Raw genomic sequence first — 16,800 nt, forward strand, 5'->3', positions numbered from 1 at the left:
CGTCTAGATGGTCGGCAGTTTCCAGCCGGCCGGGCGGTCGACGCCCTGACGCAGCGTCTCCAGATAGGGATCGGGCTTGCAGAACTGCTGGGGATCGCCGCCCCACTTGGTCACCATCGCCGCCAGCTGCCCGTTCTGGTAAAGCTTGTCGATCTGGGCGTCCAGGGCTTTCTCCAGCGCCGACGCTTGCTTGGGCAGATAGAAACTGACCTGGATCTGGCGGAAGTCCTTGAACGCGGGCTTCGCGGCGATCTGCGCATCGGTCGGCGGTGTCAGGTATTGGAGCTGGAATTTCGAGTTCGGTTGCACCTGCCGCTGATAGGTGACGAGCAGCGGGTCGATGAAGCCGACATCGATGCGACCGGCGGCGAGGTCGGCGAAGAACCCGTTGGCATCCGGGTACACCTTGGTCTGTGCGCCGTCGACCGCCTTGATGGACTGTTCCCAGACGTACCCGCTGACGGTGCCCAGCCGTAGCCCCTTCAGATCGTCCACCGTCTTGTAGGGCTTGTCGCCGACCACGGCCATGGCCGCCGGCGAGTAGTAGACCGGATCGGTGAACAGGCCTTTCTCGGCACGGTCCTTGCTCCAGCCGATGCCGCCGATGGTGACGTCGGCCCGGCCGGACTGCACGGAGTTCAGCATGCCCTTGAAGTCGGTCATCTGAGTCTCGATCCGCAGGCCGAGAGCGCCGGCGGCCGCCTGCAGGATCTCGGCGTCGAGACCCACCATCTTGCCGTTCTTGATGTCGGTATACGGCATGTAGGGCTCGATGGCGACCTTGAGTTTGCCCTTTTCGATCGTGCCCAGACCGGCCGACGCCGAACCGTTCGATGTCGCCGTCGTCTCCGCGGAACTACAGCCGGCGGTCAACAGCACGCCGGCCGCCACGACGACCGCTAAGGCCTTGGCCGGCGAAAGTATCCGTCGCTCACTCATCGGACCTCATCCTCATCGCTCGTCCGGCGGTGTGATTTTGCTGATATTAAGCTCGCCCACAGGCGAAGTCATTGGGCGTTCGGTATAGACGTCAACTGCCAGTGGTGGCCATGGTTGTACGCTTCGTACAAGGCTTCTTCGCGGCGAGGAAGGACCAGCTCATGGCGGACCCGGTTGTCGCGCCGGTGCTCACCCCGCAGCTCGCCCAGGAGATCGCGGGCGACACCACCGACATCATCGGGTTCAACGTGCTGATCACCGACCGGGACGGCATCGTGATCGGCAGCGGCGAGCGGGCCCGGGTCGGCACCTTTCACGAGGCGTCGATCGACGTCGTCCGCACCCAGCGGTCCGCCACCCACAACGCGGCCGAGGCGCACCAGATGCGCGGCGTGCGACCCGGGATCACCCTCCCCATCGTCATCGGCGACACCGCCGTCGGCACGGTCGGCATCACCGGTTCACCGGTCCAGGTGCGCCGGTTCGGGCTCGTCGTCAAGCGGCAGACCGAGATCCTCCTGCAGGAGTCCGGGCTGCTGCGCTCCCGTCTGGTGCGAGAGCAGGCACTCGACGAGCTCGTCCGGGACATCGCCCACTTCAGCGCCGACCGGGGCGAACCGGACCTGGTCGGGTACCGGGCCGCCGAGCTGGGCTACGACCTCGGCGTGTGGCGGATCGCGGTCGTCATCGACATCACGGCCTCGATCGGCGACGGCGCCCCACCGGCGCCGGCCGATCCGAACGACTCCGTCGAGCCGACCCTGCGCCTGTCCGTCCTGGGCACGATCCGCGCCCACGTCGCCGGGCCGGACGACATCGTGGCCGCCATGCCCTCGAACCGGTTCGTCGTCCTGCACCGGGCCAGGCCGGCCGCCGCCGCCGACAGCCGGGCCGAGGCTCTGCGCGCGAGCTGCGGGCGGCTCGTCGAACAGATCGGTCGCCGGCACGGCCTTAATGCTGCCGTCGGGATCGGCACGCCGGCCGCCACGATCGCGGGACTCCACGACTCGTACCAAGGTGCGAGCACCGCGGCCCGGCTCGGCACCCGGCTGCCGGGCCGGCCCGCGGTGAACACCATCGACGAGATGCGGATCCATCAGTTCCTCGCCGCCACCGGCCAGCATCCGCGGAACCGCTTCGTCGACGCCCTGACCACCCGGCTGCAAGCCGAGAACGACTGGCCCGCGCTCCGCGAGACCGTGCTGACCTGGTGCGACAGCGGGTTCAACCTGGTGCGCGCGGCGAACGCACTGCAAATCCACCGCAACACCATGGTCTATCGACTGAAGCGGATCTCCCGCCTGACCGACCGGTCGGTCGGCGATCACCGCGCGACGTTGGCGCTGTACCTGGCCTGCCTCGCCGAGCAACTCGACGAAGGCCTGCCACCAGGCCCAGGCGCGTGAAGGGAACTTGCCGTGGTCAGCTCCGTGGCGCTCGGGCGTGGCTGACCGCCCAGTTGAGCGCGTAGTCGGCCACCTGCTCCCAGCCGGGCTCGACGCCGGTGAAGTGGGAGCGTTCCGGGAACTCGTAGAAATCCGTGAGCGCCTCGGAGCCGCGGTATTTCTTGGCGTTCGAGCGGATCACCGCGGGCGGCATCAGGTGGTCCTTGCCGCCGCTGATGAACAGCAGCGGGGCGCGGTCGTCCAGGTCGTAGTCGACCCAGGTCTCCTGGTGGGTGTTGCCTCCTGACTCGTTACCGGTTGGTGAGCTCTCGGGCGGGTCGTCGGACAGCCGCCGGCTGCCTGACCCTTCCTCAAGAGGACCGAGCCGCGGCGCGATCCGTGACATCCCGGCTGCACGGGCTTGGCCGACCCCCACGGGCTATCGGTTCGATCTCGAGGAATCGACCAGGGACTCCCGCGGGCCGGCCAGGGGGTGCACGGGTGCGTTGAAGCGGGCCGCCGCGCCATTCTGGCGACAGCGGTAGCGCTCAACGGGAAAGGTGCCACGATGTCCCCATTCGTTCTCGAGACCATCGCCGTACGGGACGAGGGCGCCGTCCTCTTCGCCGAGATCAAGGTGCCGGGCGCGAGCCAGATGATCAGCATCGCCCAGATCGCCGTGTTGCAGCGCGGCCTGCAGACCCGTGACGCGGAAATCGACCTGGGGCGAGCCCTGGCGTCGGCCTTCGCGTCCGGGGAATGACAGATCGACGATGTCCGGCGCTTCGCCGTCGGCCCTGCTGGGGCAGACCGTCCTGATCATCGGAAGCTGCACCGGCATCGGCCTGGCAACCGCCCGCCGGGCGAAAGGGGAGGGCGCCCAGTTGATCCTCACCGATCGGCATGCCGGGCCGCTCGAGGACGTGGCCGACGAGATCGGTGTGGAGGCGACCGTCGCGTTCGACGAGTCGGACGCCGGCCGGCTGGAGACGTTTCTCGCCGGCCTGCCTGGAAATGTCGATCATGTGATGCTCAGCGGCGGCGAGCCGTACGCGGCGCGGCTCGGCGAGATCGATCTTGCCCGGGCGCGCGATGCCCTCGAGCAGCTCCTGATGCCGATCTGCATCGCCCGATACGCCCGGCAGGAGATGCGTGACGGCGGTTCGCTGGTGTTCGTCGCCGGGGCCGGGCGACCCGGCGACGGCCGGACGCTGGCGGCGATCACCGCTGCCGCGCTGCCGGCCCTCGTCGCGAACCTCGCGGTCGAGGCCGTTCCGGTCCGGGTCAACCTGATCATCTGGCGGCCCGGGAGCCTCGGCGGCGTGGCGGAGCGGGCGGTTCAGCTCATGACCGATCCGGTGGTGACCGGTGCGACCCTCGGCCTGGACGACGGCGGCTAATCGGGAAACGCGGCGTGGAGATACCGGCGTGAGCTGATGCCGAGCTTCGTGTAGACCTTCCGCAGGTGCCATTCGACAGTCCGGCTGCTGATGAACAGCTGGGCGCCGATCTCGGCATTCGTCTGTCCCTCGACCGCCAGACGCGCGATCTGCGTCTCCTGAGGCGTCAGTTCGGTGGATTGGTCGAGCCCACGCCTGCGTACGGTCGCTCCGGTGGCCGACAGCTCGTGCCGGGCCCGCTCGGCGAAGAGCGCCATGCCGGCCGCGGCGAACATCTCGTATGCGGTCTCCAGCTCGTGGCGGGCGTCGACGCGGCGGCTCGTCCGGCGCAGCCATTCGCCGTAGCAGGTGGGCTCGCGCCAGATCGCCGCGCATCCGGGTGCGGGTCAGGCAATCGATCGAGCTGCGGTACAGATTTTCGGCGTGCCGATCGTCGCTCAGCAGCGCGCGCGAGCGTGCCTCCACGCCGAGCGCCCAATCGGTGTGACTTGCTTGCGTCTTCTCGGTCAGCCGAGCCAAGCTCGTCCGCGCCAGCTCAGGCTCGCCCGCGCGGGAGGCTGCCTCGATCAGCTCGGGGAGGGCCCAGTTCTCGACGACGACCTCCCGATAGGCGCCGGCGTCGCGGGCGGCCGAGATCGCGTCGCGATACCGGCCGCCGCTGTTGGCCAGCACGGCCCGGGTGTATTCACAGATGGCCACGCCGATGCCCTCGCCGCGGGCGGTCGCGGCGAGCCGGGTGGTCGCGATCAGGCGATCGGAGTGATCGCCGCGGCCCTGCCAGGCGGCCACGATCAACGCGCCGTAGGGGGCGGCGGTGATGCCGGTGGCCTCCTGCACGGACTCCGTCTCCGCGACGGCGGCCGCGGCAGCGGCCAGCTCACCGCAGAAGACGAGCACCGGCGTCTGGGAGCTGAGGGCCAGCGCCACCTCGCTCAGCGCTCCGGCCCGGCGGGCGATCTCGGCATGGCGCTGGGCCAACACGTACGCGCCCTCGTCGTCCCAGACCTCGATGGCGACGACGCAGCCCTGCCACAACCGGCGTAGCTGATCCGGCGGCGGCGTCCAGCCGGCCGCCATCCGCTGCACGGCGGCCCGGCAGACCGGCGCCGCGGCGGCGTAGTCGCCGGCCAACGCGATCAGCCCTTGGAGCAACAGATCGGCGGCGCTGGGCTCGGGCCCGATCTGCCCGGCCGCGGTCCGTGCGGCCTCGGCGATCTCGGTGATACCGACGCCCTCGTTCAGCCGGGCACCGAACAACGCTGCCGTGAACGCGTCCAGGTAGGTCTCCCGGGCCAATTGCACGTCAAGCGGTTCCAGGCGTCGCGCGGCCGCCAGCAGCAGCGGCGGCGCCTCTGTGCCGCGGCTGGAGGCGAAGGCCAACTGGGCGCCGAGCAGATCGATCTGCGCTCGTTGTAGCTCGTCGGCGCCGCCGTCAGTGGCCAGGGTGATCATCCGTCTCGCGGTGTCGAACGCGCCCGCCTGCACGTTGGCGAACGCCGCCCCGAGCGCCCGCCCGCTACGCCGGGCCGGGTCGGGTGTCAGCTCGGCCGCCCGGGACAGGAACGCGCCGGCGGCGGCGAACCCGCCCCGCGACTGAGCGCGGCCGGCCGACCGCTCGAGCTCGGCGGCCACATCCTCGTTGGCCGTCTTGATGGCCCGGGCGCGGTGCCACGCGCGACGATCCGGGTCGGTGCTCGCGTTCGTCACCTCGGCCAAGGCGCGGTGCGCGCGTTGACGCTGATCGGGCCCGGCGGATCGGTACGTCGCCGAGCGCACCAGCGGATGGGCGAACTCCACCCGGGAGTTCAGGCGAAGCAGCCCGGCCGTGATCGCCGGGGCCGCCGCGGCCACGTCGATGCCGGCCACGGCCGCGGCCGCCTCGAGCAGACGCGGATCGCCGAGCGGCTCGGCCGCCGCGATCAGCAGAAGCTGCTGGGTGTCGCTCGGAAGCGAGGTCAGCCGCTGGACGTAGCTCTGCTCGACCCGGCTGGACACCGGATGGCTGTCTGGAAGGCCGTAGCCGCCGGCAAGATCGTGACCTGTCCAGGTGCGGGGCAGCTCGAGCAGGGCGAGCGGATTGCCGTGACTCTCGGCCACGATCTGATCGACGACCTCGGGGTCGATCGGACCGGTCACGTTGGTCAGCAGCAAGGACCGTGAATCGTCCGGGCCCAAGCCGCCGACCGGCAACGCGGGCAGGCCGGCCAGCACCGCATCCCCGGTGCCGGTCCGGGCCCCGCAGACCATCGCGATGGGCTCGGCGAGCAGGCGGCGCGCCACGAACGCGAGGACCTGCGCCGATGCCTGATCCAACCATTGCGCGTCGTCGACCACGCAGGCCAGCGGCTCGTCCTCGGCCACCTGGTCCAGCAGGCTCAAGGTGGCGAGGGCGACCAGAAATCGGTCGGGCGGTGGCCCCGAGCTCAGGCCGAACACGACCGAGAGGGCGTCACGCTGAGGGTCGGGCAGTCGATCGCGACGATCCAGCACCGGTGAACAGAGCTGATGCAGGCCGCTGTAGGCGAGCTCCATTTCCGACTCGACGCCGACTGCCGCCAATCGGCGCCAGCCGGCGAGGAGGCCGGAGAGATAGTCCAGCAGCGCGGTCTTGCCGGAGCCGGGATCGCCGCGCAGGACCAGGACCTGGCTGTTGCCCTCGCGGGCGTCGGTCAGCACCTGGCGCAGCAGCTCGCATTCGCCCTGCCGGCCGCGAAGAGCTGGCTCTGGAATCGCCTGTGACATGGCCACCACCCGGCGGGATCGATCGCTTGCACATTGGCAAATGCCAAGCGATCAGCTTGCCACCCCGCCAGGTGGCGTCGCATCACCTGGTCCGGATGATCAGTGTTTCCCTATGTACGCGCCGCGCGGGCGGCGGCGACGATCAGCCCGGCGACCTTGTCGGGGTGGGAGGCCGGCGACGCGTGGCTGGAACGGACCTCGATGGTGGTCGCGCCGCTGCGTTTGGCCATGAAGCGCTCCAGGTCGGGGTTGATCATGCGGTCCTGGGTGGAGACCAGCGCCCACGACCGCAGGGACTTCCACGCCGGCGGCCCGGCCGGGTCGCCGAAGCACTGCGCGGCGATCGGCTTCTGCACCGCGGCCAGCACTCGCGCGTCCGCCAGCGGAATGTCCGGGGCGAAGTTGGCCGGAATCGCGGCCGGGTCGAACCACAGGAAGCCCAGCGAGTCGGGCTGCACGAACGCGAGGCCGGGCGGCGCCGGGAACTGGGCGTTGAGCCCACCCAGCGTCTCGCCCTCGTCCGGCGCGAACGCCGAGGCGTACACCAGCCCGACGGCGTTCGGGACCCCGGTGGCAGCCCCGGAGATCACGGCGCCGCCGTACGAGTGCCCGGCCAGAACCGTCGGGCCCTGCAGCCGCTCGGCCAGGACATGCCTGGTCCAGGCCACGTCGTCGGCCAGCGAGGTCAGCGGCAGCTGCACACAGACCACGGTGTAGCCCTGCCGCTGCAGGATCGCGGTGACCGCGTTCCAGCTCGACCCGTCGACCCACGCCCCGTGTACCAGTAGGACGTTCGCTTTCGGGCGCCCGCCGCCGGTGTGTGCCTGTGCCGCCGGCGCCAGGCCAGTTGTCGTTGCCACGACCGCACCGGCCAGCGCGGCGGTGCCCTTCAAAACGGTTCGTCGTGTTGCCATGCTCATCGTTTCCCCCCTTGACACATTCGGTTCCGGTCCGCGCCCCAGAGTCGAGATCCGCCCCGCCCGTCGCACCCGTGAAAGCCCTGGTCCCGTCCCTGGCCCCACGATCGGGGCCGGCATTGCATCCGCGCCCTCTCCTGGCGCGCGAAGACGGATGCGACGGACAATGCGGCGGGCGCAGGATCGGAAGCACCGATGGAGGGGACTCGCGATGGCCACGCCGGGCGGCGCTCGGCGCCACTATCTGCGTAATTGTCGCGCTGCTCACCGTCGGTCTGTGGCCGCAGGCCATCCTGGTCGTGGTCTTCTTCGCCCTCTACCAACTGGCCGAGAACTACCTCCTGGTGCCGCGCGTCATCCGCAACACCGTGGACATGCCGGCCGCGGCGGTGCTGCTCGTCGCACTGACCGGCGGTCATCGACGTGTCCTACCGCCCGCGATCAGCGCGGCCGTGGCCGAAGTGGGCCACGTCCGGGCGGGTCGCACGCGCCGCCGACCCGATCGAGGAGGGCCGGACCGGCCTCGTCCGCCCAGGCGCGACGTCGTGACTCGTCGGCCTGGGCGGCGGCATCGGCGCCAGCCGCGCTCAGCGGCGGTGGGTGAACGGCGCCATGAGGTGGGTGAACTGGTAGGGCTTCTGGGCGACGCCGGAGCAGTCGTCGGAGCCGGGGGTGCCGGGGCAGCCACCGTTGTCGCGGCCCAGGGCCCAGAAGGACAGCTCGCCGATGTTGTGCTCGGTGGCCCACCGCACGACCGTTTGCGCGCCGGCGAGGGTGAGCACCTCCAGCGGTCCCGTCTCGCCGCCGGAGCCGTAGTCGTCGATGCCGATCATCTCGGTGATGCCCACCATCGCCCACAGCTGGGCCGCGGAGCGGTGGGGGTAGAGCGTTCGCAAGGTGCCGAACAGGCCGTACGCGGCGGTCTTGGTGTCGGCGGCCATGTCGTGCGGCTGGTCGTCGTAGTAGTCGAAGGTCATGATGTTGACGATGTCGACCCGGGCGCCGTAGCGCAGGGCGCTGGCCAGGACGTTGATGGCGTTGTCCTCCAGGCCGGCCGGTGCGGTCGGGAGGGTGTAGACGATCTGCAGGGGGCGGTGCCGGCGCTCGGCCCACCGCTGCACGAGGTGGATGGCCTGGTTGCGGCGGTCGACGGCGGCGAGATCGTCGAGCGACGCGTCCTCGATGTCCATGTCGAGCCGGGTGACGCCGTACGTGGTGATGACCTTCTCGTACGCGGCGGCGATGCGGCCCACGTCGGTGCAGCTGTCGGCGATCTCGGTGGCGGTGCTGTCCGCGCTGTACCCGCCGAACGACGGCACCACGTCGCCACCGGCGGCGCGGATCTTGGTGATCTCGGGCCCGTAGACGGACCTGGTCACGGGCGTGGCGGGGTCGCCGTTCCACAGGACCTCGCACGAGCCGGTCACCTGCGTCTGCAGGAAGGCCATGGTCAGGTAGCGCGCGCCGGAGGCCTTGCTGACCACCGCCGGGTCGGCGTCGGTATAGGCCTGGAAGTACGGCGAGAACACGTGTGCCGGCAAGGGCGGGCAATCGGCGTACGCGGGGGTGGCGCCCGCGCCCACGACGGCGGTAGCGGTGAAGGCGGCGAGGAGCAGACGGGTGAAGGGCATCGGCCGGCCTTAATAGTAAAGATGTTTGACAGTCCGACCGTAAGATCGACCGAGGCCCATGTCAACATGGCGGAAGACATCACGCCACCGGCAGGTCGGCCAGCCTCGTCGCGGCGAAGGCCAAGGTCAGGATGGACAGCACGATGAGCATCGTGCGCACGGATCGGTATCGGAACGAGGCCGTGACCCCGGCGAAGAACAGCGCCACCGCCAGCAGGATCGTGTTCAGGGTGTAGGCCTGCGACGTGTCGGCTGCCTTCTGCGCGGCACGGGCAGCCACCTCGGCCGCCTCCTGCTCGCTCTGATATCCGCTGGTCTGGGCCTGGATGTACTGCGGATCCTCGAGCAGCGGCGTCGGTGTGCCGCCGGCGCGGACCGTGGCTTCCCACTTCACCAGAAACGGCAGGAGGTCCTTGCGCGCCATGCTGTTGCGGTAGAAATTGGCCAGCCCCGTGTTCTTCGCCTGGACCGCCTGTGCGTAGAAGGCGATCACGCTGGAGTCGTACGAGAACGTCTGGATGGCCATGGCGAACTGCCGGTTGGCCTCCAGCCGATGGTTGGTCTCCTGCCGGTTGTCGTCGGTCTGGACGCCGGACCACTGGGACGCCTGATAGCCGCACCAGGCGGTGCCCAGGGTCGAGATGGCCAGCAGCACCACGGCAATGACCTCCAGCACCCGGTCGCCGAACGTGCGCTCCTCATCCATCAGGCCGGGCCTTGACCGGGTGGATTGGCGGGGTCGTCCACGGCCCTTCCTGGAGTCGCGGTCCCGGGCCCGGCCCGCAAGGCGACCTGCAGCGCGTTGGTCCGCTCCACCAGGTCACGCCACAGGTCGGTTTCCCGGTACCGCCACGCCGCGTCGCTCGGAGCGCCCAGCTTCTGCTCCAGGCTCGCGTCGTTCAGAGCGCGTACCGCCCTGGTCTCGGCCTCCGCCCGCTCGCGTTCGAGCTCGTACCGTGCCCGCACCGTCGCCTGGATGACCTCGCCGGTCTTGCCGAGCTCGACCGCGCCCAGCACGAACCCGGTCATGTTGATTCCCTCGGTCTCGAGGGACTTGCGCACCGCCTCCGCCAGGCGCACCTCGCAGGCCGTACGGTCGGCGCCGAAGAACTGCTCGATCCCGACGTCGGTGTCGCTGAGCGTGGCCCGCACGGCGCGTGCGCTCTGATCGCGGACGATGCCGAAGACGCCGTTCGGCCCGAATCGCTCGTGCACCTCGCGAAGCCGCTCGGCGATCAGCTGAAATCGCACCGTCGTCGCGATCGTCGCCTCGGTTCGATCACCCAGCGTCACGCGGAGCGGCGGCCCCGACCTCTCCAGCCGGGAGAAGCCGCTCGATCTGCCTGCAGGCGCAGGGCGCCGAGGTGATCCATCTCGGGCACGACCGCAGCGTCGACACGATCGTGCGGGCCACGGTGGAGGAGGACGCGCAGGGCGTGGCGATCTCGTCCTACCAGGGCGGCCACGTCGAGTACTTCACCTATCTGGTCGAGCGGCTCGCCGAGGCCGGCGCCGGTCACGTGCGGGTGTTCGGGGGCGGGGGCGGCGTGATCGTTCCCGAGGAGATCGCGCTGCTGGCCGAGCGCGGCGTCACGATCTTCTCGCCGCAGGACGGGCAGCGGCTGGGGCTGCCGGGCATGATCAACGAGCTGATCCGGGCCTGCGACGTCGACCTGGCCGCGCGGGAACCGGACGTCGAAGCAGTGCTGGCCGGCGACCCGGCGGCCCTGGCGCGCGCGATCACCGTGCTGGAGGCGGGACGATCGCGGGAGTTTGCGGCCCGGTTGAGAACCGGCCGCACCGTGCCGGTCCTGGGCATCACCGGCACCGGTGGCTCGGGCAAGTCGTCGCTGACCGACGAGCTGCTGCGCCGGCTGCGGCTCGACCAGGAGGACAAGCTGCGGGTGGCCGTGCTGGCGATCGACCCGACCCGGCGGCGCGGTGGCGGCGCGCTGCTCGGCGACCGGATCCGGATGAACGCCCTCGAGCCCGGGCGCACGTTCTTCCGCTCGCTGGCCACCCGCACCGCCGGCGCGCAACTGCCGGAACACCTGGACGACATCCTCGCGGCCGTGAAGGCGGCCGGGTTCGACCTGGTGATCGTGGAGACGCCGGGCATCGGGCAGGGCGACGCGGGGATCGTGCCGTTCTCCGATGTGGCGCTGTACGTGATGACGCCGGAGTTCGGGGCCGCGTCGCAGCTCGAGAAGATCGACATGCTGGATTTCGCCGACGTGGTGGCGATCAACAAGTACGAGCGGCGCGGCGCCGAGGACGCCCGCCGCGACGTGGCCCGGCAGCTGGTGCGCAACCGGGAGGCGTTCGGCGTGCCGTGGCAGGAGATGCCGGTGTTCGGCACCAGCGCCGCCCGCTTCAACGACGACGGGGTGACCGCGCTCTACCAGCGCCTGCGGGAGCTGCTCGTCGCCAAGGGGCTGCCGGCGGGGGCCGGGACGCTGCCGGTCGTCGACGTCCGCGTCTCGTCCGGCCTGACCAGCGTGGTGCCGTCGTCCCGCTCGCGGTATCTGGCGGATATCTCCGACACAATTCGCGAATATCATGCTAAAACCGAAGAACAGGCCGATATCGTACGGCGTCGGCAGGCGTTGCGGCTGACAGGGGAGTTGCTCGGCGACGACGCGGCCGCCGAGCGGGTTCGCGATCTGGAACTCGCAGCCGAGGGAGAGCTGCTTCCCGACGTACGAAATCTGTTGTCGCAATGGCCTTTGACTGTCGAGGCGTATTCCGGGGACGAATACGTGTACCGCGTGCGCGACCGGGAGATCCGCACGCCGCTGACCCGCACGACGCTGTCGGGCTCGAAGGTTCGCCGGGTCGCGCTGCCCCGCACCCGCGACGAGGCCGAACTGCTCGGCTTCCTGCGCCGGGAGAACCTGCCGGGCTTCTTCCCGTTCACCGCCGGCGTGTTCCCGTTCAAGCGCGAAGGCGAGGCCCCGGCCCGGATGTTCGCCGGCGAGGGCGACGCGTTTCGTACGAACCGGCGGTTCCACCTGCTCTCACAGGGCCAACCGGCGACCCGGCTGTCGACGGCGTTCGACTCGGTCACGCTGTACGGCCGCGACCCCGACCTGCGGCCGGACATCTACGGCAAGGTCGGCACCTCGGGCGTCTCGATCGCCACCCTCGACGACATGAAGGTCCTCTACGACGGGTTCGACCTCTGCTCGCCGACCACCTCGGTGTCGATGACCATCAACGGCCCGGCGCCGGCGATCCTGGCGATGTTCCTCAACACCGCGATCGACCAGCAGCTCTCGCTTTCGCCGGACGAGCCGCGCGAGGAGGTTGTCGCGCGGACGCTGTCGACCGTGCGCGGGACCGTGCAGGCCGACATCCTCAAGGAGGACCAGGGGCAGAACACCTGCATCTTCTCGACCGAGTTCGCGCTGCGCTGCATGGGCGACATCCAGCAGTTCTTCATCGACCAGCGGGTCCGCAACTTCTACTCGGTATCGATCAGCGGCTACCACATCGCCGAGGCCGGGGCCAACCCGATCAGCCAGCTGGCGTTCACGCTCGCGAACGGGTTCACGTACGTCGAGTCGTACCTGTCGCGGGGTATGAAGATCGATGATTTTGCCCCGAACCTGTCGTTCTTCTTCTCGAACGGCATGGACGCGGAGTACACGGTGATCGGCCGGGTGGCGCGGCGGATCTGGGCGGTGGCGATGCGGGAGCGGTACGGCGCGGGGGAGCGCTCGCAGAAGCTCAAGTACCACGTGCAGACCTCCGGCCGGTCGCTGCACGCGCAGGAGATGGACTTCAACGACATCCGGACCACCCTGCAGGCGCTGTGCGCCATCTACGACAACGCCAACAGCCTGCACACCAACGCGTACGACGAGGCGGTGACAACACCGAGCGAGCATTCCGTACGGCGTGCGCTCGCCATCCAAATGATCATCGACAAGGAGTGGGGGCTGGCCGCCAACGAGAACCCGCTGCAGGGATCGTCCATCGTCGACGAGCTCACCGACCTCGTGGAGGAGGCGGTGCTCGCCGAGTTCGACCGGATCGCCGAACGCGGCGGCGTGCTGGGGGCGATGGAGACCGGCTACCAGCGCGGCCGCATCCAGGACGAGTCGATGCTGTACGAGCACCGCAAGCACGACGGCACCCTCCCGCTGGTCGGCGTCAACACGTTCCTCGACCCACACCGGTCGGCCGGGCCGCCGCAGACCGTCGACCTGGCCCGCGCGACCGCCGAGGAGAAGGAGTCCCAGCTGGCCCGGCTGGCCGGCTTCCACGCCCGGCACGCGACCGAGGCGCCGGCCGCCCTGGCCCGGTTGCAGCAGGTGGCGACGAGTGGCGGCAACGTGTTCGCCGAGCTGATGAACGCCGTGCGGTGCTGCTCGCTCGGGCAGATCTCCGACGCGTTCTTCACCGTCGGCGGCCAGTACCGGCGCAACGTGTGATCGACGACCTCGGATTCCCCGTCGCTTGCGAGGCGCCGCCGCGGCGCATCGTGTCGCTGGTCCCGTCGCTCAGCGAGGCGCTCGCGGTGACGGTCCCTTCGCGGCTGGTCGCGGTCACCGACTGGTGCACCCACCCGCCCGGCCTCGACCTGCCGCGGGTGCGGGGCACGAAGAACCCGGACCGTGCGGCGATCGAGGCGCTTCGGCCGGACCTGGTCGTGGCCAACCAGGAGGAGAACCGGCAGCTCGACGTGGAGCGGCTGCGCGCCGCCGGCGTGCCGGTCTGGGTCACGGCGATCGAGTCCCTCGACGGTGCGCTGCACTCGATGCGCCGGCTGTTCGTCGACGTGCTCGCGGTCGACGAGCCGGACTGGCTGCGGACCGCGGCCGTGGAATGGCGCCGGCCGGCGCCGCGGCCACGCCGGACGGTCGCGGTCCCGATCTGGCGGGACCCCTGGATGGTGGTCGGTGCGCGCACCTTCACCGGCGACCTGCTGGCGCGCCTGGGGCTGGACAACGTTTTTGGCGTGGGCGAGGCGCGCTATCCGAGGGTCGAGCTCTCCTCGGTGCGCGCCGATCTCGTGCTGTTGCCTGACGAGCCGTACGTCTTCGGGCCCGACGACGGGCCGGAAGCCTTCCCGGACCTGCGGACCGTGCTCGTGCCGGGACGGCAACTCACCTGGTACGGGCCGTCGCTGGCCACCGCTCGCGACGAGCTGCTGGACCTCATCGGCCGCGTCAGCCGTTGAGGTGGTGATCGCTCGGCGTACTCCCGCACCTTGACGACCTCGTCCATCGCGGCCGAGCCGGGTGAGACGATCTCGATGGCCAGCACCAGGCCGGTCAGCGGAAGCCACACGCTGCGGGGCTGCGGCGCCGACCAGAGGGTGAGGTCGGGGATGCGGCCGCCGTCACCGAGCCGGCCTCGCGTTCGGACAAGCCGTACGAGAACATCGCCTCGCCCCTGGCCACCGGCGGCAGGTAGCGCTGCTTGACCTCGTCGGAGCCGGCCAGGATCCGCCCGATAGTAGGACGTCCAACTATCGGATGTCCATGCGCTGTCCGGTCTCCCGTTACGATGTTGCGGTGAGCGACCGTCTGCACATGGACCCCATCGCCGAGGCCCGCCGCCAATGGGCCGACCACGGCTGGGAGGACGCCGCGGACGGGATGGCGGCCGTGACCTCCCTCATGCGCGCCCAGCAGATCGCGCTCGCCCGGGTCGAGAACGTCCTGCGCCGCCACGGCGTGACCTTCGCCCGGTACGAGGTGCTGATGCTGCTGTTCTTCAGTCGCGCGGGATCGTTGCCCATGGCCAAGATCGGGCAGCGTCTGCAGGTTCACCCGACGAGCGTCACCAATGCGGTCGACCGGCTCGAGGCGGCCGGCCTGGTCCGGCGTACGTCGCACCCCACCGACCGGCGCGCCACGCTGGTCGACCTGCTCGATCCGGGGCGCGAGCTCGCCCTCGCGGCGACCAAGGAGCTGAACGACGAGGTGTTCACCGCGCCCGGCATCGCGCCGCCTGGGGTCACCGAGCTGGTCGGCATCCTGACCGAGTTGCGCCGCGACGCCGGCGACTTCTGACCGCTCAGCCGAGCAGGCGCTCGACCGTGGCGCGTCCCGGCCGGGCCCGGCCTGGCCAGGTCCCGACCGTGGCGCGTCCCGGCCAGGTCCCGACCGTGGCGCGTCCCGGCCAGGTCCCGACCATGGCGCGCGTCCCGGCCAGGTCCCGACCGTGGCGCGTCCCGGCCAGGTCTCGGCCGGGGCGGGCCCGGCCTGTGCGCCGAGCCCGCCCGCTCACGCCGTCAACGCTGCAAGGTCAGCACACCCGGCCGGTACGGCAGCAGGCCGTAGTCGCCGCCAGAGTTGGTGGCTCGGCCTTGGTAGAGCAGTTGGAGGTTGCAGGGGTCGATGGTCATGGTCTGGTCGGCGGTGGAGCGGATCAGGTCGCCGTGGCTGATGTCGTTGGTCCAGGTGGCGCCGCTGTTGGCTTTGCCGGCGAAGGGGTTGCTTTCGGTGGTGGCTTGTGGTGTCCAGGTGCCGGCGAGGCTGGTGGCGGTGAAGGAGCGGAAGTAGCGGCCTTGGCTTCCGATGGCCTCGACGATCATGAGGTATTGGTTCTGGCCTGCGACTTTGTAGACCTGGGGTGCTTCGAAGAGGTTGTTGGTGGAGTCGGTCATGATGGTGGTGTAGGTGGAGCCGAAGTTGCCGGGGAAGTTCCCGATGGGCATGCTGGCGCGGTAGATCTTGCCGTTGTCGCCGGCGAAGAACAGGTAGATGTTGCTGCTGTCGGCGATGAGGGTTTGGTCGATGGGGCCGGTGCCGGAGCCTGAGATGCTGCCGGTGAACAGGGTTTGTGCGGAGGACCAGCCGTTGGGGTTGGTGGGGTCGCTGGAGGTTTTGTAGGAGAAGGCGGTCGGGCCCCATTGGTAGGCGAGTATCCAGATGCTCTTGGGCGCGAAGTAGAACAGTGTTGGTGCGACGGTGCCCGAGGTCATGCCGTTCTGGCTGGCTGAGGCCATGTCGGACCAGTTGGTGAAGACTCCGAAGTTCATCGAGCCCCAGGTCGATCCGTTGTCGTGCGTCGTCGCGTAGACGAGGTGCCGGCCGTTGTAGGGGACGGTGGTGAAGTCCTTGAGGGAAGCCCAGCCTGACTTGGGGTTCGCCAGCGCCCCGGTCGAGCTCCACCGATAGGACGACGGAAGAGCGCAGGTGCTGGGCGGTGGCGTGGTAGGCGCAGTGGTCGGTGGCGTGGTAGGCGCAGTGGTCGGGGCCGTTGTCGGCGTGGTGCTACCCGTGCACGTCACACCGTTGACGGCGAAACTCGTGGGCGCGGGGTTGCTGCCCGTCCACGACCCGTTGAAACCGAACGCCACCGTGCCGTTGGTCGCGACCGATCCGTTGTAACTCACGTTCTTCGCGGTCACCGCCGAACCGCTCTGCGTCAGCGACGTGTTCCACGCCTGCGTCACCGTCTGCCCGGCGCCGAACGACCAGGTCAGGGTCCAGTTGGTCAGCGGATCGCCGAGGTTCGTGATGGTCACGCCGGCGCCGAACCCGCCCTGCCACTGCGAGGACACCGTGTAGTTCACCGAGCAGCCCGCGGCCGCGGCGCCGGCCGGAAGCGCCACCGCGACCGCCCCCGACACCAGCAGCAGGGCAGCGACGGACGTCAGCGCTGCTTGAGTGGCTCTGCGTTTTGTCATGAGCAGCTCCCCTGAGAGGACGGCTGAAACTGTTCAGCCGAGAGTCGTGGGAGCGCTCCCGGGCCTGCCGCTCATATTGCCAGGCTGTTTCCCGCCGCCTCAAGGTCAGACCAATTGGGCGATCGGTCCATAACGGATTTT

General features: G+C 69.9%; 18 protein-coding genes and 1 pseudogene. 10 read left to right on the plus strand and 9 right to left on the minus strand.

Annotated features, from left to right (window positions below; translation table 11 throughout):
* Window positions 1-3: 3 nt before the first annotated feature.
* Complete coding sequence (locus ACIA5D_RS39470) at window positions 4-939, minus strand: substrate-binding periplasmic protein (RefSeq protein WP_396035624.1); 936 nt, start codon at window positions 937-939, stop codon at window positions 4-6.
* A gap of 161 nt (window positions 940-1,100) precedes the next feature.
* Here ACIA5D_RS39470 and ACIA5D_RS39475 point away from each other — a divergent pair, with 161 nt between their 5' ends.
* Window positions 1,101-2,345 (plus strand): CdaR family transcriptional regulator, encoded by a 1,245-nt coding sequence (locus ACIA5D_RS39475; protein WP_396035625.1) that lies wholly within the window; start codon window positions 1,101-1,103, stop codon window positions 2,343-2,345.
* Between the two features lie 16 nt (window positions 2,346-2,361).
* On the opposite strand, the gene ACIA5D_RS39480 is transcribed toward ACIA5D_RS39475, so the two are convergent.
* Entirely contained in the window at window positions 2,362-2,730 is a 369-nt protein-coding gene (locus ACIA5D_RS39480) for a hypothetical protein (RefSeq protein ID WP_396035626.1), read from the minus strand.
* A gap of 162 nt (window positions 2,731-2,892) precedes the next feature.
* Between ACIA5D_RS39480 and ACIA5D_RS39485 the strand changes: the two genes are divergently transcribed.
* Entirely contained in the window at window positions 2,893-3,087 is a 195-nt protein-coding gene (locus ACIA5D_RS39485) for a hypothetical protein (RefSeq protein ID WP_396035627.1), read from the plus strand.
* Window positions 3,088-3,097: 10 nt separating this feature from the next.
* A complete protein-coding gene (locus ACIA5D_RS39490) occupies window positions 3,098-3,724 on the plus strand; it encodes an SDR family oxidoreductase (RefSeq protein WP_396035628.1) in 627 nt (208 codons plus the stop codon).
* Here ACIA5D_RS39490 and ACIA5D_RS39495 read toward each other — a convergent pair.
* A complete protein-coding gene (locus ACIA5D_RS39495) occupies window positions 3,721-3,999 on the minus strand; it encodes a helix-turn-helix transcriptional regulator (RefSeq protein WP_396035629.1) in 279 nt (92 codons plus the stop codon). The two genes, ACIA5D_RS39490 and ACIA5D_RS39495, sit on opposite strands and share 4 nt — an antisense overlap.
* Window positions 4,000-4,547: 548 nt before the next feature.
* Here ACIA5D_RS39495 and ACIA5D_RS39500 point away from each other — a divergent pair.
* The 4 genes from ACIA5D_RS39500 to ACIA5D_RS39515 all read left to right on the plus strand — a co-directional run bounded on the left by ACIA5D_RS39500 (window position 4,548) and on the right by ACIA5D_RS39515 (window position 5,884).
* A complete protein-coding gene (locus ACIA5D_RS39500; protein ID WP_396035630.1) occupies window positions 4,548-4,772 on the plus strand; it encodes a hypothetical protein in 225 nt (74 codons plus the stop codon).
* A 95-nt stretch (window positions 4,773-4,867) separates the two neighbouring features.
* The gene (locus ACIA5D_RS39505) at window positions 4,868-5,140 is read left to right on the plus strand and encodes a hypothetical protein (protein ID WP_396035631.1); all 273 of its coding nucleotides are present in this window, start codon (window positions 4,868-4,870) and stop codon (window positions 5,138-5,140) included.
* 28 nt (window positions 5,141-5,168) lie between these two features.
* Window positions 5,169-5,321, plus strand: coding sequence for a hypothetical protein (locus tag ACIA5D_RS39510; RefSeq protein WP_396035632.1), 153 nt, complete (start codon window positions 5,169-5,171; stop codon window positions 5,319-5,321).
* A gap of 185 nt (window positions 5,322-5,506) precedes the next feature.
* Complete coding sequence (locus ACIA5D_RS39515) at window positions 5,507-5,884, plus strand: hypothetical protein (RefSeq protein WP_396035633.1); 378 nt, start codon at window positions 5,507-5,509, stop codon at window positions 5,882-5,884.
* A gap of 165 nt (window positions 5,885-6,049) precedes the next feature.
* Here the strand turns inward: ACIA5D_RS39515 and ACIA5D_RS39520 are convergent.
* From ACIA5D_RS39520 to ACIA5D_RS39540, 5 genes and pseudogenes are all read right to left on the minus strand, one after another.
* Window positions 6,050-6,466, minus strand: a pseudogene (locus ACIA5D_RS39520) (AAA family ATPase); the annotation flags it as partial.
* Window positions 6,467-6,576: 110 nt separating this feature from the next.
* Window positions 6,577-7,380, minus strand: a complete 804-nt coding sequence (locus tag ACIA5D_RS39525) for an alpha/beta hydrolase (protein ID WP_396035634.1) — start codon at window positions 7,378-7,380, stop codon at window positions 6,577-6,579.
* Between the two features lie 590 nt (window positions 7,381-7,970).
* Complete coding sequence (locus ACIA5D_RS39530; protein ID WP_396035635.1) at window positions 7,971-9,014, minus strand: chitinase; 1,044 nt, start codon at window positions 9,012-9,014, stop codon at window positions 7,971-7,973.
* 79 nt (window positions 9,015-9,093) lie between these two features.
* The gene (locus tag ACIA5D_RS39535; protein WP_396035636.1) at window positions 9,094-9,720 is read right to left on the minus strand and encodes a hypothetical protein; all 627 of its coding nucleotides are present in this window, start codon (window positions 9,718-9,720) and stop codon (window positions 9,094-9,096) included.
* Window positions 9,720-10,307 (minus strand): SPFH domain-containing protein, encoded by a 588-nt coding sequence (locus ACIA5D_RS39540; RefSeq protein ID WP_396035637.1) that lies wholly within the window; start codon window positions 10,305-10,307, stop codon window positions 9,720-9,722. Before ACIA5D_RS39540 ends, ACIA5D_RS39535 begins: the two co-directional genes overlap by 1 nt.
* 50 nt (window positions 10,308-10,357) lie before the next feature.
* On the opposite strand from ACIA5D_RS39540, the gene icmF reads away from it, so the two are divergent.
* From icmF to ACIA5D_RS39555, 3 genes are all read left to right on the plus strand, one after another.
* Window positions 10,358-13,450 carry a fused isobutyryl-CoA mutase/GTPase IcmF gene (gene icmF / locus ACIA5D_RS39545; RefSeq protein ID WP_396035655.1) on the plus strand — a complete coding sequence of 1,031 codons (3,093 nt, stop codon included), beginning with the start codon at window positions 10,358-10,360 and terminating at the stop codon, window positions 13,448-13,450.
* A complete protein-coding gene (locus ACIA5D_RS39550; protein ID WP_396035638.1) occupies window positions 13,447-14,199 on the plus strand; it encodes a helical backbone metal receptor in 753 nt (250 codons plus the stop codon). The genes icmF and ACIA5D_RS39550 overlap by 4 nt, the downstream gene beginning before the upstream one ends.
* A gap of 337 nt (window positions 14,200-14,536) precedes the next feature.
* Window positions 14,537-15,037, plus strand: a complete 501-nt coding sequence (locus ACIA5D_RS39555; protein ID WP_396035639.1) for a MarR family transcriptional regulator — start codon at window positions 14,537-14,539, stop codon at window positions 15,035-15,037.
* Between the two features lie 221 nt (window positions 15,038-15,258).
* Here ACIA5D_RS39555 and ACIA5D_RS39560 read toward each other — a convergent pair whose 3' ends face one another.
* Window positions 15,259-16,659 carry a non-reducing end alpha-L-arabinofuranosidase family hydrolase gene (locus tag ACIA5D_RS39560; protein WP_396035640.1) on the minus strand — a complete coding sequence of 467 codons (1,401 nt, stop codon included), beginning with the start codon at window positions 16,657-16,659 and terminating at the stop codon, window positions 15,259-15,261.
* Window positions 16,660-16,800 lie beyond the last annotated feature (141 nt).

Source organism: Actinoplanes sp. NPDC051513, from assembly GCF_044454685.1.
Taxonomy (GTDB): Bacteria; Actinomycetota; Actinomycetes; order Mycobacteriales; family Micromonosporaceae; genus Actinoplanes.